Annotated in this window: 19 protein-coding genes; 10 read left to right on the top strand and 9 right to left on the bottom strand. The window is 72.7% G+C overall.

All coding sequences use genetic code 11. The features are described 5' to 3' along the window. Positions 1-79: 79 nt before the first annotated feature. The 3 genes from ACFV3I_RS06785 to pdhA form a co-directional block, all read right to left on the bottom strand. On the bottom strand, positions 80-1,645 hold the full coding sequence (locus ACFV3I_RS06785; RefSeq protein WP_378822603.1) for a dihydrolipoamide acetyltransferase family protein: 1,566 nt from the start codon (positions 1,643-1,645) through the stop codon (positions 80-82). Then, on the bottom strand, positions 1,642-2,613 hold the full coding sequence (locus tag ACFV3I_RS06790) for an alpha-ketoacid dehydrogenase subunit beta (RefSeq protein WP_378823207.1): 972 nt from the start codon (positions 2,611-2,613) through the stop codon (positions 1,642-1,644). The genes ACFV3I_RS06785 and ACFV3I_RS06790 overlap by 4 nt, the downstream gene beginning before the upstream one ends. Positions 2,614-2,744: 131 nt before the next feature. Continuing rightward, positions 2,745-3,863 carry a pyruvate dehydrogenase (acetyl-transferring) E1 component subunit alpha gene (gene pdhA / locus ACFV3I_RS06795; RefSeq protein WP_378822604.1) on the bottom strand — a complete coding sequence of 373 codons (1,119 nt, stop codon included), beginning with the start codon at positions 3,861-3,863 and terminating at the stop codon, positions 2,745-2,747. Between the two features lie 150 nt (positions 3,864-4,013). Between pdhA and ACFV3I_RS06800 the strand changes: the two genes are divergently transcribed. The 4 genes from ACFV3I_RS06800 to ACFV3I_RS06815 all read left to right on the top strand — a co-directional run bounded on the left by ACFV3I_RS06800 (position 4,014) and on the right by ACFV3I_RS06815 (position 9,444). Continuing rightward, entirely contained in the window at positions 4,014-4,451 is a 438-nt protein-coding gene (locus ACFV3I_RS06800; RefSeq protein ID WP_205812604.1) for an Lrp/AsnC family transcriptional regulator, read from the top strand. A 204-nt stretch (positions 4,452-4,655) separates the two neighbouring features. Continuing rightward, complete coding sequence (locus ACFV3I_RS06805; RefSeq protein ID WP_378822605.1) at positions 4,656-6,233, top strand: DUF222 domain-containing protein; 1,578 nt, start codon at positions 4,656-4,658, stop codon at positions 6,231-6,233. A gap of 47 nt (positions 6,234-6,280) precedes the next feature. Beyond that, positions 6,281-7,759 carry an aldehyde dehydrogenase family protein gene (locus ACFV3I_RS06810; protein ID WP_247981381.1) on the top strand — a complete coding sequence of 493 codons (1,479 nt, stop codon included), beginning with the start codon at positions 6,281-6,283 and terminating at the stop codon, positions 7,757-7,759. 218 nt (positions 7,760-7,977) lie between these two features. Beyond that, positions 7,978-9,444 (top strand): GMC family oxidoreductase, encoded by a 1,467-nt coding sequence (locus ACFV3I_RS06815; RefSeq protein ID WP_378823209.1) that lies wholly within the window; start codon positions 7,978-7,980, stop codon positions 9,442-9,444. 20 nt (positions 9,445-9,464) lie between these two features. Here ACFV3I_RS06815 and ACFV3I_RS06820 read toward each other — a convergent pair whose 3' ends face one another. Next, positions 9,465-10,076, bottom strand: a complete 612-nt coding sequence (locus tag ACFV3I_RS06820; RefSeq protein WP_136045854.1) for a TetR/AcrR family transcriptional regulator — start codon at positions 10,074-10,076, stop codon at positions 9,465-9,467. A 151-nt stretch (positions 10,077-10,227) separates the two neighbouring features. Between ACFV3I_RS06820 and ACFV3I_RS06825 the strand changes: the two genes are divergently transcribed. From ACFV3I_RS06825 to ACFV3I_RS06845, 5 genes are read left to right on the top strand one after another with little or no spacing between them, the layout of a single operon-like run. Next, positions 10,228-11,238: an ABC transporter substrate-binding protein gene (locus ACFV3I_RS06825; RefSeq protein WP_136035329.1), complete on the top strand. Its 1,011-nt coding sequence runs from the start codon at positions 10,228-10,230 to the stop codon at positions 11,236-11,238. 5 nt (positions 11,239-11,243) lie between these two features. After that, positions 11,244-12,023 (top strand): ABC transporter permease, encoded by a 780-nt coding sequence (locus tag ACFV3I_RS06830; protein WP_136029132.1) that lies wholly within the window; start codon positions 11,244-11,246, stop codon positions 12,021-12,023. After that, positions 12,023-12,859, top strand: a complete 837-nt coding sequence (locus tag ACFV3I_RS06835) for an ABC transporter permease (RefSeq protein ID WP_136029135.1) — start codon at positions 12,023-12,025, stop codon at positions 12,857-12,859. Before ACFV3I_RS06830 ends, ACFV3I_RS06835 begins: the two co-directional genes overlap by 1 nt. Continuing rightward, positions 12,856-13,641: an ABC transporter ATP-binding protein gene (locus ACFV3I_RS06840; protein WP_136029137.1), complete on the top strand. Its 786-nt coding sequence runs from the start codon at positions 12,856-12,858 to the stop codon at positions 13,639-13,641. The genes ACFV3I_RS06835 and ACFV3I_RS06840 overlap by 4 nt, the downstream gene beginning before the upstream one ends. Next, complete coding sequence (locus tag ACFV3I_RS06845; protein WP_378822607.1) at positions 13,642-15,954, top strand: arylsulfatase; 2,313 nt, start codon at positions 13,642-13,644, stop codon at positions 15,952-15,954. Positions 15,955-16,088: 134 nt separating this feature from the next. Here ACFV3I_RS06845 and ACFV3I_RS06850 read toward each other — a convergent pair whose 3' ends face one another. Genes ACFV3I_RS06850 through ACFV3I_RS06870 form a run of 5 tightly spaced genes read right to left on the bottom strand, consistent with a single transcriptional unit; the run spans position 16,089 to position 20,842 of the window. Continuing rightward, entirely contained in the window at positions 16,089-16,460 is a 372-nt protein-coding gene (locus ACFV3I_RS06850; protein WP_136029140.1) for a DUF202 domain-containing protein, read from the bottom strand. Between the two features lie 16 nt (positions 16,461-16,476). Next, positions 16,477-16,833 (bottom strand): YidH family protein, encoded by a 357-nt coding sequence (locus ACFV3I_RS06855; protein ID WP_136029142.1) that lies wholly within the window; start codon positions 16,831-16,833, stop codon positions 16,477-16,479. Positions 16,834-16,861: 28 nt separating this feature from the next. Continuing rightward, positions 16,862-18,505: an amidohydrolase gene (locus ACFV3I_RS06860; RefSeq protein WP_378822608.1), complete on the bottom strand. Its 1,644-nt coding sequence runs from the start codon at positions 18,503-18,505 to the stop codon at positions 16,862-16,864. Between the two features lies 1 nt (position 18,506). Then, a complete protein-coding gene (locus ACFV3I_RS06865; RefSeq protein ID WP_378822609.1) occupies positions 18,507-19,349 on the bottom strand; it encodes a molybdenum cofactor biosynthesis F family protein in 843 nt (280 codons plus the stop codon). 38 nt (positions 19,350-19,387) lie between these two features. Beyond that, on the bottom strand, positions 19,388-20,842 hold the full coding sequence (locus ACFV3I_RS06870) for an APC family permease (RefSeq protein ID WP_136029148.1): 1,455 nt from the start codon (positions 20,840-20,842) through the stop codon (positions 19,388-19,390). A 177-nt stretch (positions 20,843-21,019) separates the two neighbouring features. On the opposite strand from ACFV3I_RS06870, the gene ACFV3I_RS06875 reads away from it, so the two are divergent. Continuing rightward, entirely contained in the window at positions 21,020-21,847 is an 828-nt protein-coding gene (locus ACFV3I_RS06875) for an SDR family NAD(P)-dependent oxidoreductase (RefSeq protein ID WP_247638504.1), read from the top strand. Positions 21,848-21,871: the final 24 nt, after the last annotated feature.

The following is a 21,871-nucleotide window of genomic DNA, read 5'->3' on the forward strand; positions in this document are numbered from 1 at the left end:
TTACCGAATGATCGGTCAGTAATCGCCGAGCGTAGCGCATCGTCCGCCGCGCCACGAGAGTGCGCAGCAGGTTGCGGCCTCAGACCCTCCCGAACGCACGCAGCGGATGCTCGATCAGCTCCGTCACCCGGCGCAGGAACCCGGCCGCATAACCGCCGTCGCAGACCCGGTGATCGAACACGAGCGACAGCTGGGCGATCCGCCGCGGCACGATCGCTCCCTCCACGACCCACGGGCGTTCGATGATGCGACCGATGCCGAGGATCGCGACATCCGGATGGTTGATGATCGCCGCGGAGCCGTCGACCCCCAGGCCGCCGTAGTTGTTGAGCGTGAAGGTCGAGCCGCGCAGGCGCTCGGGCGGCATGGACCCGGAGCGGGCGGTCGCGGCCAGTTCGCGCAGCGCCGTGTCGAGCTGGGCCACCGTGAGCGCGTGCGCCCGCGGGACCACCGGCACCAGGAGGCCGCGCTCGGTGTCGGCCGCGACGCCCAGGTTCACGCCGTCGAACGAGATCAGCTCGCCGCCGTCCTCGCTCAGCCGCGACGCGAGGACCGGATAGTCCTCCAGCGCCAGCAGCACGAACCGCGCCAGCAGTGCCGTGATCGACGGCGGCCGCTCGCCCTCCGGGGCCATCTGCCCGCGGAGGTCCCACAGTTCCGTCGCATCCACGTCGACCCAGACCGTGGCCTCGGGGATCTCGGAGCGGCTGCGCGCGAGCTTCGCGCTCACGGCGCGCCGCAGCGGCGACAGGCGCTCGCGGGACCGCACGGGGAGGCCGTCGAGCTCGCCGGTGCCGGTCGTGGAGGTCGGGGCTGCGGCGCCGGAGGCCGAGGTGGCGCCTGCCGTCGTGCCGAGGGCCGCGGAGTCGGAGGCCGTGTGATGCGGCGCGGTGACGCCGTCGACCGCGTGGTCCACGGCGGCGCGCAGGACGTCGGCCCGGGTGATGGCGCCGTCGGCTCCGCTCGGGGTGATGGTGTGCACGTCGAGCCCCAGGTCTCGCGCGAGGCGTCGCACGAGGGGCGAACGGACGGCCACGGGGCGCCGCGGCGCGGAGGGGGGAGCGTCGACGGAGCCCGAGCCGCCCGCGGCCGCTCCGGTGTCGGGGGTGGGAGCGCCGGGAGCGCCGGGAGCACCGGGCTGCGGTTCGGCAGGCGCGGCTGCGGGGCCGGCGGATCCGGCGGAGGCGTCGCGGGGAGCGGCCGCGCCGACGTGCGCGGGTCGGGCAGCGGGGCGGCGGCGCCGGCCCTTCGTGGTCGACGCCGAGGTGCCGTAGCCGATGAGCACGTTGCCGGAGCCGGCGCGCTCCTCCTGCCGGTACGCCTCCTGCTCGGTCGTCGCGGCGGGGTCGGCGTCTGGCGTGCCCGCGGCGTCGTCCGGCACGTGTCCGGGGTCGGCGACCTCCAGGACCGGGGCACCGACGTCGATCGTGTCGCCCGGGGTGCCGTGCAGCGCCGTGATCACACCAGCGAACGGCGACGGCAGCTCCACGACGCTCTTCGCGGTCTCGACCTCGGCGATCGCCTGATCGGTGACGATCGTGTCGCCCACCGCGACCAGCCACTGCACGAGCCCGGCCTCGGTGAGCCCCTCGCCGAGATCGGGCAGGCGGAACACGCGGACGGCGGTCTTCACGGGAGTGCTCATGCGTCCTCGTCCCAGTGCAGCGTGTCGATCGCGTCGAGCACGCGGTCGACGTCGGGCAGATACCAGTGCTCGAACTTCGGCGGCGCGTACGGGGTGTCGAAGCCCGTCACGCGGCGCACGGGCGCGGCGAGGTACTCGAAGCACCGCTCGAACACCCGCGCCTGGATCTCCGAGGCGACGCTCACGAAGCCCGGCGCCTCGGCGATCACGACGGCCCGCCCGGTGGAGCGCACGGCGGCGGTCACGGTCTCGTCGTCGAAGGGAGACAGCGACCGCACGTCCACCACCTGCACGCTGCGCCCCTCCGCCGCCGCGACCTCGGCCGCCTCCAGGGCGAGCGCGACGGAGGCGCCGTAGGCGAGCAGCGTGACATCGGTGCCGTCCCTGGCGACGCGCGCGGAGCCGATCTCGGCCGTGACGGTGGTGTCGACCTCGCCCTTCGACCAGTAGAGCTTCTTCGGCTCCAGGAACACCACGGGGTCGGGCGAAGCGATCGCCGCGCGCAGCAGCGAGTACGCGTCTTGCGGGGTGGATGGGCTGACGACCGTGAGCCCCGGGGTGTGCGCGTAGTAGGCCTCGGACGAGTCGCAGTGGTGCTCGACCCCGCCGATGCCCCCGCCGAACGGGATGCGGATCACGAGGGGCATCCGGATGCCGCCGCGCGTGCGGTTGGCGAGCTTCGCGACGTGGCTGACGATCTGCTCGAACGCCGGCAGGGCGAACGCGTCGAACTGCATCTCGACCACGGGGCGCAGGCCGTTCATGGCCATGCCGACCGCCGTGCCGATGATGCCGGACTCCGCGAGCGGGGTGTCGAAGCAGCGGTCCTCGCCGAAGCGGGCCGTGAGGCCGTCGGTGATGCGGAACACGCCGCCCAGCGCGCCGACGTCCTCGCCGAACACGACCACATCGGCGTCGGAGGCCAGCGCGTCGGCGAGCGCGAGGTTGAGGGCGGCCGCCATCGTCATCGTGGCCGGTGCGGGGGCGGCGTCCGGTGCGTCGGTGCCGCCGGTGCCGGTGTTCGCGGTGTCGGTGTTCGCGGTGTCGGTGTTCGCGGTGTCGGCGGGGGCCGCGGGGCGGGTGTCGTGCTCGGCGATGCTCATCGCTGTCCTCCGTTCGTCGCGGCTGCGGCGTGGGCGAGCCCGTCTCGTTCGAGTTCGCCGTGCAGCAGCTGCCACTGTTCCTCGAGCTGAGGCGACCGGCTCGTGGTCACGAAGCGGAACAGGTCTTCCGGGTCGAGATCGGCGTCGGTGTTGAGCGCCTCGCGCATCGCGGCGGCGATCTCCTCCGCTCCGGCGGCGAAGCGCTTCTCGGTGTCCTCGTCGAGCGCGCCAGCGGCGGTCAGGTGTGTGCGCAGTCGCAGCAGCGGGTCACGGGCGATCCACGCCTGCACCTCGTCGCGCTCGCGGTAGCGGGTGTCGTCATCGGCGTTCGTGTGCGCCTGCATGCGATACGTGTGCGCCTCGACGAGCGACGGCCCGCCGCCCGCCCGCGCGCGATCCACGGCCTCGGTCAGCACCGCCAGCACGGCCGCGACGTCGTTGCCGTCGACGCGCTGGCCCGGCATGCCGTAGCCGATCGCCTTGTGGGCGAGCGAGGGAGCGGCCGTCTGGCGCGACAGGGGCACCGAGATGGCGAACTCGTTGTTCTGCACGAAGAACACGACCGGCACGTGGAACACGGCGGCGAAGTTCATCGCCTCGTGGAAGTCGCCCTCGCTCGTCGCGCCGTCGCCGCACAGGGCCAGCACGACCGTGTCCTCCCCGCGGTGTTTCGCCGCCTGCGCGAACCCCACCGCGTGCAGCAGCTGCGTGGCCAGGGGTGTGGCCTGCGGTGCGACCCGGTGCGCGCGGACGTCATACCCCGAGTGCCAGTCGCCCTTGAGAAGCACCAGAGCCTCGGCCGGAGCGACACCGCGGGCGATCACGGCGACCGAGTCGCGGTAGGTCGGGAACAGCCAGTCCCGGTCGCCGAGCACCATGGCCGCCGCGACCTGGCACGCCTCCTGCCCGTGCGAGGACGGGTACACGGCGAGGCGCCCCTGTCGCACGAGCGCGTTGGCCTGCTCGTTGATGCGGCGGCCCTCGACCAGACCCCGGTAGGCGGTGAGCAGCGTGTCCGCGTCAGGCAGCGCGTAGGCCTCGTCGTGGACGGTCGTGCCGTCCGCCGTGATCAGATTCACCGCGGTGTCCCGCGGCAGCAGGTCCGTGTGCAGCATCGTCCGCCTCCCTCGCCGAACTCGATGAGGACAGCATGCCCCGGTCGCGACAGTCATCCAATATCCCCGGTCAGATCGTGGACAATTGCTCGATGGTTGCGGATCTGGCGTTCACAATGTCAGGATTCAGATCGGGATGAGAGGGGTGCCATGACGGCCCTGGATGACACGGATCGCGCGATCCTCGCCGAGCTCCGACGGGACGCGCGGGCGTCGATGACCGCGATCGCCGAGGCCGTGCACATCTCCCGTGCCGGGGCGCACGCGCGCATCAAGAGGCTGACGGACGCGGGGGTCATCACCGGCTACACCGTGCGCACCGACCCCGTGCTGCTGGGTCACCACGCGAGTGCCTACGTGACCCTCGCGATCGAGCAGGCCACGTGGCAGGACGTCCGGGCCCGGCTGCGGGCGATCCCCGAGATCGAGCACATCGCCCTGGTCGGCGGAGACTTCGACGTGCTCCTGCTCGTGCGGGCCAACGACGCCCGCGACCTCCGCCGCATCGTGCTCGAGGACATCCAGGCGATCCCCTCGATCCGGTCGACCCGCACGATCCTGATTTTCGAGGACGACGACCGCACCTGAGGCTCGAGCCACGGCGACGTGGTGCCCGGGTGAACGACGTGGAGACGGGGCGGGCGGTTGATCGTGCGCCCGTCGTGCGCTGCCGTCGAGGGCTGTCCGCGAGCCCGCGCTGGTACGGGATGTGTCGCTCGCGTGTTCCGGAATATCTCTCTGGCCTGGGGTTATCCGGCTCCGAATGTCGGTGGCCCCCGATGGAATCGTCCCATGGAGAGCACATCGGCAGCGGTTCTGGGCGACACGGTCGTCGCCCTCGATGCGGTGCTGCGATCCGGCACCCTGAGTGCTCTCGCCGCGGGGGACATGATGGAGCTGCTGCGGGTGGCGGGCGAGATCCAGCGACGGGTGGAGGCCGTGGTCGTGGAAGCGGTCGCGAACGTCGATCAGCGTCCTGCGGGGTCGGGGGAGCCGGCGTTCTGCGGGCGGTTCGGCTGCCGGTCGATGAACGAGCTCCTGCAACGCGTCCTCCGGGTGGACGCGGCGACCGCCGCACGGACACTGAAGGCCGCGCGGCTGGTGCGCCGCGAGCTCGACCTCTCCTCCGGGGAGTGGCTCCCGGCGCGGTGGCCGGCGCTGCGCGACGCCCTCGTCGAGGGGGCGATCGGCGTGACGGGGCTGCTGGCCGCGACCGGGCCGATCGAGCAGGGCGGCGCCCGCGTACGCCTCGAAGACCGGTGGCAGGCCGACGCGTATCTGGCTGAGGTCGCGCGCGGCGCGGAGACCTGTGAGGGCGTGGCGGCCGGCGAGGGCGGGCACGAGGCAGGCCCCGTGCCGACTCCCGAGGATCTGCGGGTGCGGGCACAGGTGATCCTGCAGTATCTCGATCCCGATGGCGCGGAGCCTGCGGAAGACATCGCGATGCGAGCTCGGGGCGTGGTGCTCGCACGCGCCAAGGACGGCGTCATCCCGATCCGGGGCGCGCTGCTCCCCGAGGTCGCGGGGCAACTGCAGCGGATCTGGGACGCGTACCTGAACCCGAGGGTCGAGGGACCGCCGGTTCCCGGCGTCCACTTCGTGCCGTCCGCAGATCTCGATGACGCCTCCGCCGGCGACCTGCCGCTCTCTCCGGAGGACGACGCGCTCCCGTCCGGAGATGCCGGAGGGATGGTCGATGGGCGGACCCGCGCGCAGAAGCAGCACGATGCGCTCGCGGCGGCCCTGGGGATCGCGGCCCGCCACGACGACATGCCGCGGTTGGGTGGCGGCGCCCCGACCCTGGTGGTCACGGTCGCCGCCGAGGACTTCGCCCGAGGACGAGGCTGGGCGCAGGTCGAGGGCGTCGGCACACCGGTCTCGACCCGGGTCGCCGCGCACGCGGCCTGCGGCGGCACGGTGCAGCGTGTCGTCTTCGGAGCGGGCGGAAGGATCATCGGGCTCGGGTCGAGCGAGCGGATCTTCACGACCGCGCAGCGCCGGGCGATCTGTGCGCGGGACCGCGAGTGCCTCATCCCCGGGTGCCACGTCCCCGCCGCCTGGTGCGAGATCCACCACGTCACGGAGCATGCCCGCGGGGGCCCGACCCACACCGACAACGGCGTCGCGCTGTGCTGGCACCATCACCGCACGCTCGACACGTCCGGCTGGCAGATCCGCACGCGAGGGGGAGTGCCCCAGGTGCGAGGACCGGCCTGGTGGGATCCCGCGCGACGATGGCGCACCCCACCGCCGAGGGGGCCGCGCCCCGGTGCGGAGCCGCCGCACGCCCGCCGCGCGCGCATCCTTCGCGCGGAGACATCTGCGGCGCGCTCCGCGACAAGTGCCGTCGAAGGGGCCGACCGACAATGAGAAGAAGACCGGCGTCCGCGCCGTGACCCGCCGAAGGAGAGACACCGATGTCCGATTCCGCCGTTCCCGTAGCCGTCGACTCGGGATCCACCGATTCCGCCGCGTCCGCAGCCGCCGCTCTGCTCGACCGCATCCAGGCGCCGGAGGGTGCCGGCCGGGAGATCCCGGACGCCGCGACCCGGGAGGTCATCGGCCGCGCCCCCGTCGCGACGGTCGCCGACCTCGACGATGCGATCGCCCGCGCCAAGGCAGCGCAGCCCGCATGGGAGGCCCTCGGACACGAGAAGCGCAGCGAACTCCTCCTGGCCGCGGCCGACGCGATCGACGCCAACGCGGAGGGCCTCGCCTATCTGCTGTCGCGCGAGCAGGGCAAGCCGCTCAACGGCCCGAACGCGCGCTTCGAGCTGGGGGCCTGCTCCGCGTGGCTGCGCACCAACGCCACCACCGTGCTCGAACCGCAGGTGCTGGTCGACGACGAGACCCTGCACGCCGAGCTCGTGTACAAGGCGGCGGGCGTCGTCGGCGCGATCGGCCCGTGGAACTGGCCCCTCATGATCACCATCTGGCAGATCGGGCCGTCGCTGCGCATGGGCAACACGGTCGTCGCGAAGCCCAGCGAGTACACGCCGCTGAGCGTGCTCGCGATGCTGGCCGTCATGAACGAGGTGCTGCCTGCGGATGTGCTCATCGGCATCTCCGGCGACCGCGAGGTCGGTGCGCGACTGGCCTCCCACCCCGACATCGACAAGATCATGTTCACCGGCTCCACCGCGACCGGCCGCCGCATCATCGAGAGCTCCGCCGGCAACCTCGCCCGCCTCACCCTCGAGCTGGGTGGCAACGACGCCGGCATCGTGCTCCCCGGCACCGACGCCGCCGCGATCGCCGAAGACCTGTTCTGGGGCGCCTTCATCAACACCGGCCAGACCTGCGCCGCCATGAAGCGCCTCTACGTGCACGACTCGATCTACGACGACGTGGTGAACGCACTCGCCGCGATCGCCGAGCAGGTGCCCATGGGCAACGGCCTCGACGAGGGCAACGTGCTCGGGCCGCTGCAGAACCGCCCGCAGTTCGACATCGTCAGCCGGCTCGTGGAAGACGCGAAGAGCCGCGGCGCCCGGATCGTCACCGGCGGCGAGCCCGCATCCGACCTCGGCGAGCTGTTCTACCGCCCGACGATCGTGGCCGACATCGACAACGACGCCGCGCTCGTGCAGGAAGAGCAGTTCGGCCCGGCGCTGCCCGTCATCCGCTACAGCGACGTGGACGAGGCGTTCGACCTCGCCAACGCGCTCGACGTCGGCCTCGGCGCGTCCGTGTGGTCGAGCGACCCCGAGGCCGCCCGCGAGGCCGCGTCGCGCATGCAGTCCGGCACCGTGTGGATCAACTCGCACGGCGGCCTGCACCCGATGGTGCCGTTCGGCGGCGTCAAGAGCTCCGGCTACGGTCTGGAGTTCGGCGTCGAGGGCCTCAAGTCGGTCGCGGTCACCCAGGTCGTGTCCGGCCCCGGGCGCAAGGCCTGACCGTGGCAGCCGAGAACCCGGGCGTGACCGAGGACCCGGGCGCGGCCGAGAACCCGGGCGCGGCCGAGAACCCGGGCGCGGCAGTGAACCCGGGCGCGGCAGTGAACCCGGGCGCGGCAGTGAACCCGGGCGCGGCAGTGAACCCGGGCGTGACCGAGGACCCGGGCGTGACCGTGAACCCGGGCGCGGCCGTGAACCCGGAGTCGGAGCAGCCCGCGATCCGGTCCGCGATCGTCGTGGGTGCCGGCACGTCGGGCGCGATCGTCGCGCGGCGCCTCAGCGATGCGGGCGTGGCGGTCACGCTGATCGAGGCGGGCGGCTACGACACCAACCCGGCCATCCACGACCCGTCCCGTGCGGGGGAGCTGTGGCACTCGGCCGAGGACTGGGACTTCTTCACGGTGCCGCAGCCCCGTGCGGGAGGCCGTCGACTGCACCTGCCCCGCGGCAAGGTCACGGGCGGGTCGCACGCGCTCAACGCGATGATCTGGGTGCGCGGCGCCGCGTCCGACTACGACCGCTGGGACCGCGAGGGCGCCACGGGCTGGAGCTGGGCCGACGTGGAGCCGGTGTTCGCCGCGATCGAGAACGACCTGCTCCCGGTCACCGACGACTATCCGCTCTCGCCGATCCAGGCGTCGATCATCGAGGCGGCCGTGCAGGAGGGCCTGCCGCACAACCCGAACTACAACGGCGGTGTGCTCGACGGGGTCTCGCAGGAGCAGGTGACGATGCGCGACGGGCGCCGCGTGAACACGTGGACCGCGTACGCGCAGCCGATCGCCGAGCAGCTCACCATCCTCACCGGCCGCGAGGTGCACTCCGTGATCGTGCATGACGGCCGCGCGGTCGGCGTGCGGCTGGGCGAGGGGGAGGAGACGGAGGAGGTGCGCGCCGACGAGGTGATCCTCGCGGCAGGCGCGATCGGCACGCCGGTGATCCTGCTGCGCTCCGGCATCGGCCCGGCCGACGAGCTCGACGCACTCGGCATCCCCGTGGTGCTCGACGCGCCCGGCGTGGGCAGGAACCTGCACGACCACCTGCTGTCGCCCGTGATCTTCGCCACCGGGAAGAAGCCCGTCGGCCCGCCGCAGCCCGGTGTCTCCGTGACCCAGAGCCACCTGTTCTGGCGGAGCCGCGAGGGCCTGCCCGAACCCGACACCCAGCCCATCCACTTCTCCGTGCCGATGTGGGGCGAGCTGGAGCCGCGCGGCAGCGACGGCTTCACCCTCATGGCCGGTCTCGTCACGCCGTACAGCCGCGGGTCGCTCCGGCTCACCGGGCCGGGGCTCGCCGACCCGCCCGCGATCGACCTCGCCGCCCTCGAAGACCAGCGCGACGCCGACGCCCTCGCCGCCTCCGTGCGCCAGTGCCGCCGCATCGGCACCCGGCCGGCGCTCGCCGAGGAGTGGGGCGCGACCGAGGTCTACCCGGGGCCGGACGTGCCCGACGACGCGGTCGAGGACTGGGTGCGCCGCACCGCCATCACCTACCACCACCAGGTCGGCACGTGCCGCATGGGCTCCGACGCCGAGGCCGTGGTGGATCCGCAGCTGCGGGTGCGCGGCATCGACGGCCTCCGCGTCGTCGACGCCTCGGTCATGCCCACGGTCCCAACCGGCAACACGAACGCACCGGCCGCCATGATCGGGGAGCGCGGCGCGCGCTTCGTCCTGGCGGGCTGACGGGGGAGGGCGCGGTGCGATCAGCGGGAGGGCGGGGCGGCCGGGCGGCGCAGCATCGACAGCAGTGCGCCGAGCGCGTCGTTCAGCCGTCCGTCCCCCGCGGAGTCCGGCATCAGCACCGAGATCATCTGCCAGCCGGCGTTGCGGGACGCGATCTCGTTGACCGCCGTCTCGATGTCGACGTGGTCAGCCAGCTCGCCGTCGTCGCGCGCCTCGATCAGGCACTGGCGGAACAGGTCGCGCCAGTGCAGGTTGTTCACGCGGTGGATGCGCGTGACCTCCTCGTCCTGCGAGGCGTGGTCCCAGAAAGCGATCACGACCTTCGCGTACAGCGGGCCGTTCGGGCTGTAGGGCAGGATCTCGCGGCACATGCGCTCCAGGGCCTCCAGCCCCCGCACGCCCTCGATGCGCGCGTGGATGCGGTCGTTCGCGAGCGTGTACAGCCGGAGGAACGCGGCGGTGAGGACGCTGCGCTTGTCGGGGAAGTACCGGGCGATCGCGCCGTGCGCGTACCCCGCCTCGGTCGCGATCTCCCGCATGGTGAGCTTGTCGAATCCCACCCGGATGATGACCTGTGTGGCGGCGTCGGCGATGTGGTCGCGGCGCTCGTCGTGGTCGACGATCTTCGGCATCGATATCCCCCTCTGCATCAACCCTCATCTGCATGACCTTTTTCGTCACCATTCGGTGACTAATGTAACCCGATCGTAACCGCAGCCCTGCAGGGCACGAGTACGATCTTTAAAATCACCAGCCGGTGACTAACTCGAAGAGGAGTTCTCCATGAACATGAATCGACTCGCACGACGGGCGGCCGGAGTGGTCGCCGCGGCGGGAGTGCTCGCGCTGGCCGCGTGCACGTCGTCCCCGGCCGACTCCGGCTCCGGCTCGGGCGCGGGCGGCGAGCTGACCACCCTCAAGGTCGCCACCATCGGACTCGTCTCCGACGGGGCGCTGCTGCTCGGACAGGAGCAGGGCTTCTTCGAGGACGAGGGCCTGGCGATCGAGACGTCGGTGGTCGCCAACCCGCCCGCGGGCCTCGCCGCCGCGCAGAGCGGCCAGGTCGACATCGCCTACGCCCCCAGCATCCCGCTGCTCAACGCGCTCGCGAGCGGGGTGCCGCTCAAGGTCGTGGCTCCCGCCGACGGCTACGTCGACGGCGCGGCCGACGCCGAGGACCCGGCCGAGGTCGACGACACCGGCCTCTACGCCTCCGCGGCGAGCGGCATCACCGACGTCGCCGACCTGGAGGGCGCGACCATCGCCATCCCGGCCCGCAAGGCGCAGCTGGAGGTCGTGATCACCGATGCCCTCGACCGCGCCGGCGTCGATCCCTCCTCGGTCGAGTGGGTCGTGCTCGACTTCACCTCCGCGGTCGCGGCGCTCAAGAGCGGCACCGTCGACGCGGCGGGCCTCGTGAGCCCGTTCACCGGCGAGGCCGCCGCGGCCGGGGCGACGTTCGTCTCCGCCCCGTCGGTCGGCTTCTTCGAGGAGGGTGCCGTCGGACTGTGGACCACGGGGGAGAGCACCCTCTCGGGCAAGGCCGATGCGATCGCCGCGTTCCAGCGGGCCATCGCCAAGAGCAACGCCTACGCGAACGAGCATCCGGAGGACGCGATCCAGGCCGGCATCGACGCCACCGGCTCGACGCTCACGGTCGACGAGGTCAAGCTCCCGTTCTGGCCCGCCGAGGTCGCCCCGATCGACCTCGAGCGCGTGAACGAGAAGCTCGGGAAGCTCGGCTTCCTGCCGTCCCCGGTCGACCTCGAGGGCGTCGTCGTCGCCGCGGAGTGAGCACCATGACCCGTTCCCCCCTCGTCCCACCCCTCGTCGGAGCGGTCGGCGTCCTCGCGGCGCTGGCCCTCTGGGAGTGGTCCGCGACCGCCGGACCCCTCGCCGACTCCCCGCTGCCGCCCGCGACCGCCGCGATCGGCGAGGCCGTACGCCTGCTCGGCACCCCCGCGACCTGGACCGCGCTCGGCGACACCCTCACCATGGCGCTCGTCGGGCTCGTGCTCGCCATCGTGATCGGCGTGGTGCTGGGCGTCGCGATCGGCACCTCGCCCCTGGCGATGCACGCCACCCGCGTGCCCCTCGAGTTCCTCAAGCCGATCCCGCCGATCGTGATCCTGCCCGTGGTGGTGCTCGTGCTCGGGCCCACCCTGGGCATGGGGATCTTCCTGGTGTTCTTCGGCTGCTTCATCGCGATCGCCGTGCAGGCCTCCGCCGGCGTCTTCGACACCGATCCGGTGGCCAGGGCGACCGGGCGTTCGTACGGCATGGGGCGCGGCGAGATCCTCGGCCGCATCGTGCTGCCCAGCGCCCTGCCCTACATCGGCACCGCGATCCGCGTCGCGGCGCCCACCTCGCTCGTGGTCGCGGTCGTGGCCGGGCTGCTCGGCGGCGGACCCGGTCTCGGCCAGAGCCTGCTGCTGTCGCAGATCAGCGGCAACCAGGCGCAGCTGTTCGCCTACGTGCTCCTCCTCGGCGTGCTCGGCCTGCTCGTGCAGGGACTGAGCCAGTGGGGCGAGCGGCGGCTGCTGCACTGGCACCCCCAGTACCGGAAGCAGGTCGTGTGATGACCCTGACCACCTCGATCCAGACCCCCTCGCGCCTGTCCAGGAGGCGCGGCCAGGGCGGCCTCCCGCGGGGCGTGCTGATCGGTGCGGAGATCGCCGTGCCGGTGCTGCTGCTCGTGCTGTGGTGGGTCGCCTCCGCAGCCTCGACCAACGCGTTCTTCCCGCCGCTGCAGGTGATCCTCCAGCGCCTGTGGCAGCTCGCGCAGACGCCGGCGTTCCTGGTCGACGTCGCCTCCTCGGTCGGCAACCTCGCGCTGTCGTTCGTGCTGGCGACCGTGATCGGCGTGCTGCTCGGCCTGGTGCTCGGGCTCATCCGTCCGCTCAGCTGGCTGGTGGAGCCGACCGTGCACTTCTTCCGCGCGATCCCGCCCGTCGCGCTCGTGCCGATCTTCGTGTCGCTGATCGGCTTCGGCACCGAGACCCGCATCCTCTCGATCACCCTCGCCGCGGTGTTCCCGATCCTCATCTCGACCATCGACGGGGTGCGGGCGGGGGAGCCGACGCTCGACATGGTCAGCCGCGTCTACCGGCTGACCGGCCCCGAGCGGCTGTTCTCCGTGATGCTGCCCGCCGCGGGGCCGCGCATCCTGTCCGGCATGCAGGTCAGTCTCATCACCGCGTTCGTCGTGATGATCGCGAGCGAGATGCTCGGCTCCTCCACCGGACTGGGAGCGGCGACCCTGCTCGCGCAGCAGTCGTTCGCGATCCCCGACATGTGGGCGGGCATCCTCGTGCTCGGCATCATCGGCTACGCCGCCACCGCCCTGTTCACCCTCTTCCGGCGCCGCGTGCTGCGCTGGTACATCGCCTCCCAGCAACAGGAGAAGAACGCATGACCACCATCGAGAGCGCCCCCGTGCGCCTGCGCGTCGACGGACTCGCCAAGTCGTACCAGACCCGCAACGGCCTCGTGCCGGTGATCGCCGACCTCACGTTCGACGTGCGCGCCGGCGAGGTGTGCTGCATCGTCGGCCCGTCCGGCATCGGCAAGACCACGCTGCTCAAGTGCCTCACCGGGCTCCAGGGCATCACCGCAGGCAGTGCCGCGATCGACGGCGTGCCCATCGACGGCCCGCCGCAGGAGATGGCCCTCGTGTTCCAGGAGTACACGCGCTCGCTCATGCCGTGGCTCACCGTGGAGAAGAACGTGCGGCTGCCCCTGAAGCACCTGCGTCTGCCCGCCGCGGAGCGCGAGGAGCGGATCGGCGCCGCGCTCGCCGCGGTCGGCCTCTCCGGTGCCGAGGCGAAGTTCCCGTGGCAGCTGTCGGGCGGCATGCAGCAGCGCGTCGCCATCGCCCGGGCGATCGCCTACCGGCCCGAGGTGCTGGTGATGGACGAGCCCTTCGCCTCGGTCGACGCGCAGACGCGCTTCGAGCTGGAGGACCTGTGCCTGCGGATCCGCGAGCAGTTCGGCATGACCATCGTGATCGTCACCCACGACATCGACGAGGCCGTGTACCTGTCCGACCGGGTCGTGGTGCTGGGCGAGCGGCCGGCCAAGGTCACCGAGATCATCGACATCGACCTCGGCCCGCGCGACCAGCTGACCACGCGGGCGCTCCCGGCGTTCGCGGAGCTGCGCACGCGCATCTTCGAGCTGATCCGGAGGGCCGGCTGAATGGCGGCCGCAGATGCCCGCGGCTATGAGGGCTTCGAGGGCACGGCGGCGGAGTTCACGTCGGAGTCGGAGCCGTGGTGGCCCGAGCCGCGGCGGGCGCGGCCGGGGGCGCCGAACGTGATCGTGATGCTGATCGACGACCTGGGTTTCAGCGACCTCGGCCCGTTCGGCAGCGAGATCGACACGCCCCACATCGACGCCCTCGCCGACGACGGCTGGGTGTTCACGAACTACCGCACCGCGCCGATGTGCTCCCCGGCGCGGGCGGCGCTGCTCACCGGGCTCAACCCGCACCGCGCGGGGTTCGGGTTCGTGGCGCACGTCGACCCCGGCTACCCCGGCTTCTCGTGCGAGCTGCCCGCGGCGGCCCCCACCCTCGCGGAATCGCTGCGCGCCGGCGGCTACGCGACCTTCATGGTCGGCAAGTGGCACCTGACGCTGGAGTCGCGGCTGCACGACGGCGCCGACCGCCGCACCTGGCCGCTGCAGCGCGGGTTCGACCGGTACTTCGGGAGCATGGACGGCTTCACCTCGCTGCACCACCCGCACCGGCTCGTGCAGGACAACTCCGTGGTGGACGTGCGCGAGTTCCCCGACGGGTTCTTCCTCACCGACGAGCTGACCGACCGTGCGATCGGCATGATCGACGACCTGCGCGTGAACGAGCCCGACCGCCCCTTCTTCCTCTACTACGCGCACACCTCGGTGCACGGGCCGATCCAGGCCAAGGAGGCCGACATCGAGAAGTACCGCGGCCGCTACCAGGACGGCTGGAACCGGATGCGCGAGCAGCGGTTCGCCCGGCAGCGCGAGCGCGGCATCGTGCCCCCGCACGCCGAGCTGCCGCCCGACCCGCTCGCCGACGGCGCGAGCATCCCCGCGTGGGACGCGCTCGACCCCGAGGAGCAGCGGCTGTTCGCCCGGCACATGGAGGTGTACGCGGCCGCGGTCGACGAGATCGACCAGAGCGTGGGGCGGCTGCGCGCGCGCCTGGAGCGCAGCGGCGAGTGGGACAACACCCTCGTGGTGCTCGCGAGCGACAACGGCGGCACCGCGGAGGGCGGCCCGACGGGCACCCGCAGCTACTTCGCCCAGTTCGGCGCCTCCGGGGCGATGCCCGACGGCTGGGTGCGCGACGTGCCGCGCGACGTGGACGACATCGGCGGCCCGCGGCTGTTCGGGCAGTACCCGACCGGATGGGCGCGCGTGTCGAACACGCCGTTCCGCTCGTTCAAGGCCACGACCTACGAGGGCGGGGTGCACGCGCCGCTGATCGTGTCGTGGCCCGACGCCCCCATGACGGGCGGCCTGCGCGATCAGTTCGTGTTCGTGTCGGACCTCGCCCCGACGATCCTGGAGCTGTGCGGCGTGCCCCCGCTCGACGAGCGGCACGGACGGCCGGCACTCGAGATGGACGGCGGCAGCATCGCGTCCGTGCTCGCCGACCCCGCGGCCGACGGCCGGGAGGCGCAGTACTTCGAGTGCGTCGGACGGCGGGCGATCGTCGAGGGCGGCTGGAAGGCGCTGTCGACCGTGCCCCCGACGCGCGACGAGGGGCCGGAGGGCGGGGTGTGGGAGCTGTACGACCTCGCCGCCGACCCCACCGAGACCCGCGACGTGGCGGCCCTGCACCCGGAACGCGTCCGGGCCCTCGCGGCGCGGTGGCACGCGGAGGCCTGGCGCAACACCGTGTTCCCGCTCGACGACGAGGGCGCCCTGTTCCGGCTGCGGCCCGACACCGAGGAGCCCCTGTCGGCTCCGGTCGACCTCATCCCGTTCCGCCCCCCGCTGGAGCGGTTCCGGTCGTCCAAGCTCACCGTGCTGCGGTCGTTCCTGGTCGAGGTCGACGTGCTCGTGCGCGACGATGCGGAGGGCGTGATCGTGGCGCACGGCGACCAGGGCGGCGGTTACCTGCTCGCGCTCGACGACCGCGCGCCGCTGCTGGCGTACAACGCGTACGGGGCGATGCACCGGGCGGACGGCCCCCGGCTCGCTCCGGGGTCGCACGAGCTGGTGTTGCGCGTGGACGAGCGGCCGGGACTGCGGTGGCGGGTCGCGCTCGACGTGGACGGCGCCGAGGTCGCCCGCATCAACGACGTGCCGATGCTGCTCGGGATGGCGCCGTTCACGGGCATCAGCGTCGGCTACGACTACGGCGGCCCGGTCGACTGGGAGCTGCACGAGCGGCACCGTTCCTTCCCGTTCCGCGGCGGTGAGCTGCGGCGGGTGCGCTACGTGCCCGGGGAGCGGTCGACGCATGACGCGACCGAGCTGCGAGCCGTCGGACGGGCCGTGCTGGCGGTCGCCGACTGACCGGGACCGCGGTCGGCGCCGGCGTCTGAGGGGTCGCCGGAGCCGATCGCACCGGGTGCGTCCGGGACGCCCGCACCGGACCGACCGCAGGCGGGAGGGGCGCGACCCGGGCCGACCGCACCGGTGCCCGGGGCTCAGGCCGTGAGCTGCGCGACCGCGACGAGCACGAGCGCCACCACGCCGAAGCCGCTCGCGAACACGGTCAGCAGCAGCGGCAGCCCTCCGCCGGGCAGGGGTCCGGTCGCGCGTTCCGTCAGCACCGCGGTCGTACGCGCCTGACGCCGCCGCGCCGCGACCCACAGCACGCAGGCCGTGGCCACCCCGAGGATCCCCGGCACGACCCCCCAGGCCCCCGCGGCCGGGGGCAGCACGAGAGGGAACACCCGCAGCGACAGCAGCGAGCCGATCGCGATCGCCAGGGCCGTGCGCCGCCAGGCGAGCTCCGTGCGCTCGGGCTGCAGCCCCGGGTCGTACAGGCGATCCGGTTCCGCCGCCCCCCGCCGCATCAGGGCCGCCGCCCCGTCAGCGCCACAGCACGCCCGCGAGGACGAGCAGGCCGACCGTCACCACGACCACCGCGAGCAGCACGGCGGAGAGCGCCCCGGGCAGCGGCCGCGACTGGCGCAGCGCCCGCTCGGCCCGCATCCACTCGAACCACGCGAGGGGAGCGACCGCGGTGCCCGCGACCATCAGCAGCAGCGACGCCGCGAGCCGGAATCCCGGGTGCAGGTCGAGCCCCAGCACCTCCAGGGCCACACCGCCCGCGATCAGCGCGAGTCCGGTGCGGGTCCAGGCCAGGAACGTGCGCTCGTTCGCGAGCGAGAACCGCGGATCGGGCTCCTCGCCCACGCGGTAGACGGAGGCGGGGAAGCGGCGCATGGCCTCATCGTAGCGGCGCATCCGCCGCTCAGCGCTCGTGCACGGGACGCCCGGCGAACCAGGTCGACACGACCTCCGTGTGCACGATCTCCTCGGCGGGCCCGGCGATCGCGTCGCGCTCCAGTACCACGAAGTCCGCGGACTTGCCCGGCGTGAGGGAGCCCGTCTCGGCGCCGAGACCCATCGCGGTCGCGGCGTTGATCGTGAACACCTCCAGCGCCTCCTCGGCCGTGAGCGCCTGCTCCGGCCACAGCGTGCCCGGCGCGCGTCGGAGCGGATCGGCGCGGGTCACCAGACCCTGCAGTCCCTCCAGGGTGTTCGGCGACTCGCTCACCGGCCAGTCCGAACCGCCGGCGACGAGGGCGCCCGCGTCGAGCAGCGACCGGTTGGGCTGCGAGTGCTCGGCCCGCGCACCCAGCACGTCGGCCAGCGCCTGCGGGATCACGCCCGGGTACCAGATGAAGGGCGAGATGTCGGCCGAGACGTCGAGCGCCGCCAGCCGCGGGATGTCGCTCTCGGCGAGGAACTGCCCGTGCGCGATCTGCACGGGCGTGGTGAACCCCTCCGCCCTGAGCTGCTCCGCGGCGTCGAGCACGAGCCGCGCCGAGCCGTCGCCCGTGCAGTGCACCTTGGCGCCCAGGCCGCGGGCGGCGACCGTGCGCAGCCAGCCGGTGAGCTCGTCGAGGGTCATGGTCGTCTCGCCGTGGAAGTGCGCACCGTGCACCGGGTCGGCGGGGTACGGGTCGAGGAACGAGGCGGTGCGCGCGGGCGGCACGCCGTCGAGGAAGATCTTCACGAAGTCCGGCCGGTGGTGGGCGGTGCGATACTCCTCGCCGCGGTCGAGCAGGGGACTGCCGATCGGGTCGAAGCCGAAGATCTCGTCGTTGATGAGCAGCGACGACACCACCCACGCGTGCAGCTCGTCCGCGCGGTCGAGCCCGGCGAGCGCGGCCAGGATGTCGACCGAGACCCCCGCGTCCTGGAAGGCCGTGATCCCGAACGAGTTCAGCAGCTCGACGCCGCGGCGGGAGGCGGCCGCGTGCTGCTCCGGGGTGAGTCCGCCGCTGCGGTCGTACGCTTCCTGCACCGGGATGCCCGCCGCCTCCAGCAGCACGCCGGTCGGGGTGCCGTCGTCGGGGTCGAGCAGCGTGACGCCGCCCGCCGGGATGCTGCCGGCGGTGATGCCCGCCAGCTCCAGCGCCCGGCTGTTCGCCCAGCGGTTGTGCCGGGAGTCCTCCATGAGCGCGACCGGGCGCCCGCCCGCCGCCTCGTCGAGCCGCCGCCGGGTCGCGGTGTTCGCGAGGCTCGGCAGCAGGGTGGTGGCCACGGCGCCGCCGACGATCCACGCGTCCTCCGGCAGCGTCGCCGCCTTCTCGCGCACCCGGTCCAGGATCTCGTCGAGGCTCAGCGACGGCGCCAGCGACAGCTCGAACAGCTCGGTGCGTCCGGCGAGCGCGTGATGGTTGTGCACATCGACGAAGCCCGGATACACGGCGGCGTCGCCGACCTCGAGCGTCCGTGTGCGGCGCCCGCGGAGGCTCTCCACGTCGGCACGGTCGCCGATGGCGAGGATCCGCCCGTCGCGCACGGCGAAGGCCTCGGCGCGGGGCCGCGTCCGATCGGCCGTGCGGATCGTGGAACCGGTGACGATGAGGTCGGCGACGTCGGTCATGTCATGCGTCTCCGAAGGTCGCGGGCTCGAGCTCGGGCGTGTGGTGCGTGGTCGACAGCAGTCGTCCGTATGCGCCGAACGTGAAGTGCGTCGGCACCTCGCCCGACTCGTCGAGGCCGAACAGCACGCCGTGCGAGCGGATCGCGTTCACGTCACGGTGGTCGGCGATGGTCACCGAGGCGCACGGGATGACCTTCTCGCGCCACGCGAACACGTAGATGCCCCGTCGCACCTCCCACACGCTGTTCTCGTCGGTGTCGGCCAGGCCGCGCTCCGGGCCCGCCAGGCACTGCCACGAGTACCACCGCGGCGACAGGTACACGTGCTCGTAGGCGTGCTCCTCGCTGTACACCCACTCCACGCGACGTCCGATGAGCGTCGTGGTCGGGGCGGCCTCGGCGCCGGTCACCTCCGCGCCCTCGATGGTGCCCGGCGCGAAGTGGTGCTGCACGCGCGTGCGGCCCTGCTCGGGGGCGGGGAGGATGTCGGAGATCACGGCCAGCGAGCGCCCGTGCCGCAGGTCGAGGATCAGCGACACGGCCTCGTTCGGCAGGTAGCGGTGGTGGAACTGCACGAAGTACAGCTCGTCGTCGACCTCGAACGCCTCGTAGTCGTCGGTGTCGCTCGCGGCCTCGGTGCTGTCGTCGGCGCCGGGGCGGTAGTCCCACGTGACGGTGGAGTCGTCGAAGCGGTGCACGATGCGGGTGCCGCGGCCGTCGACCACGGTGATCTCGCGGCCGCTCAGCGCCGTGCTGTGCGGGGCCTTGTTGGCGTCGAAGCCGGGGGCGAGTCCCTCCAGCGGCAGCCACGTGGAGGTGTCTGCGGGGTTCAGCGTCGTCGTCATGGGGTTCCTTCCTTCGGAGGGCGGGGGAGCGGAGCGGATCAGCGGGCGCTGACCCTCTCCAGGTCGGTGGCGAGCCCGTCGTACACGGCGGGCCGGGAGCGCTTGAGGTAGGCGGCGTAGACGATGCCGCCGATCAGCGCGAGCACGAGCAGCAGCGGCATCAGCCGGATCGCGAGCTCCTCGGAGCCGGCGACGATGTTGAAGTTCACGATCGCGAGGATCGAGATCGCGGCGATGCCGAGGAAGCCGATGCCCGGCGCGATGAACGTGCTCCACCAGCGCGGGTCGCCCTGGCGGCGGAAGTACACGACGATCGAGATCGCGGCGAGCCCCTGCAGGATCAGCACGCTCAGGGTGCCGAAGCCCAGCATCGCGGGCACGAGCGTGAGGATGGGGTCGGCGCCGGCGATCGCGAACAGGATCGCGACGATGCCGGCGAACCCGGCCTGCACGATGCCCGCGAGCTGCGGGGCGCCGTTCGCGCGGGTGCGGGCGAGCGCCTGCGGCAGGATCTTCGCCCGGCCCAGCGAGTACAGGTAGCGGGTGGCGGAGTTGTGGAACGCGAGCATCGCGGCGAACAGGCTCACCAGCAGCAGCACCATCATGACGGTGGTCAGCGGGCCGCCCAGGTACTGCTGCGACAGCGAGAAGATCAGGTCGCCGGTGGGCAGGTGCTCCAGTGCCGTGGCCTGCGCCTGCGCCACGCCGGTCGCGCTCACCACGGCCCACGTGGTGACGCCGAGGATCACGCCGATCGCGATGATCGAGGTGTAGGTGGCGCGGGGGATCGTGCGCAGCGGCTGCTTGGCCTCCTCGCTGAACAGCGCGGTCGCCTCGAAACCGAGGAAGCCGGTCGCCGCCAGCAGCAGGCCGATGGGCAGCGATCCGGAGAACACGGCCTCCGGGCTGAACGCCGACACGTCGTAGCCGGTCTGCACGAGCACCGAGACGTCGAAGATCACGAGCATCAGCACCTCGAGCACGAGGCACACCCCGAGGATCTTCGAGCTGAAGTCCACGCCGATGCGCGCCAGCACGAAGCACACCACGATCGACAGCAGACCCCACACGAGCCAGTTCACGTCGAGGCCGGTGAGGTCGCGGATGATCGTCTGCATGAAGAAGCCGCTCGTGCCGATCGTGCCGACCACGAAGAAGTTGTAGCCCAGCGTGGCGATGAGTCCGGCGACCAGACCGCCGGTGCGGCCGAGGCCCTTCACGACGAACGCGTAGAACCCGCCGGCGTTGACCAGCTGCTTCGACATCTGCGCATAGCCCACCGCGAACAGCAGCAGGATCGCCGCGACGAGGAAGAAGGACATCGGGGTCCCTCCGCCGTTGCCGAGGGCGATCGCCAGCGACGCGACGACCACGATCCCGGTCAGCGGGGCGACCGCGGCCAGGACGAGGAAGACGATCCCGGCGACGCCGAGGGCGCCCGGTCGGAGGGAGGTGTGGTGCGGCGTCGTGGACGCGGACAGCTGCTCTGCCACGTCGGCTCCTTTGCTCGGTGACGGCCGTGCGGACACGGCATCGACGACGAGGGGAATCGTCGATAGAGCGAGTCTGCTCGTCGGCCCGGCGCCGCACTTGACCGTGAGCGAAGGACGATGGTGCCACCGTGCACACCCCGCAGATGCCTGTGCTGACGCCGTGGCGCGGGGAGCAGGATGACCGGGACGACACCGCCGCCGTTCCCCGCGCACCGCCGGGCACCGGGCGGCAGGGAGGACCACATGGAGCTGCGGCTGGACGGGACGACGGCCCTCATCACGGGCGCGGGCAGCGGCATCGGCCGGGCCGTGGCGCTCGCGCTCGCCGCGGAGGGGGTGCGTACGGCCCTGCTCGACCGCGACGCGTCCGCCCTGCGCGACACCGCCCGCGGCTGCGTCGAGCGCGGGAGCGCCGACCCGGTGCTGCTGGCCGCCGACGTGACCGACGAGGAGCAGGTGTCCGCGGCGGTCGCGGCCGGAGTCGCGGCGCTCGGCGGGCTCGACGCGGTCGTGTGCTGCGCCGGGGTCTCCGGCCCCGTCGGCACCGCGGTCGAGGACACCGCGCTCGCCGACTGGAACCGCGTGCTCGCCGTCAACGTGACCGGCGCGTTCCTCGTGCTCAAGCACGCCCTGCCGACGCTGAGGGCCGCCCGCTCGGCCTCGGTCGTGCTGCTCGCGAGCGACTCGGCCGTCGTCGCCTCGCCCGGCATGGCGCCGTACTGCGCCTCGAAGGCCGCGCTGGTGCAGTTCGGCCGGGCGCTGTCGGTCGACCTGGCCGGCACCGGGGTGCGGGTCAACGCGGTCGCCCCCTCCGTGGTCGACACCCCGATGAGCCGCGGCGACCTGGGCGCCGACGCCTTCGACGACCCCGCCTTCCCCGTGCAGACCGCCGAGGAGGTGGCGGCGCACGTGACCTACCTGGTGTCGCCGCGCAGCAGGGCGATCAACGGCACCACCCTGCTGAGCGACTTCGGCTTCACCGCCCGTTCGGGTTTCCCCGCCTGACGCACCCGCGTCCGGCCCCGCGGC

The sequence above is a fragment of the Microbacterium sp. NPDC059771 genome, assembly GCF_042732495.1.
GTDB lineage: Bacteria > Actinomycetota > Actinomycetes > Actinomycetales > Microbacteriaceae > Microbacterium > Microbacterium sufflavum.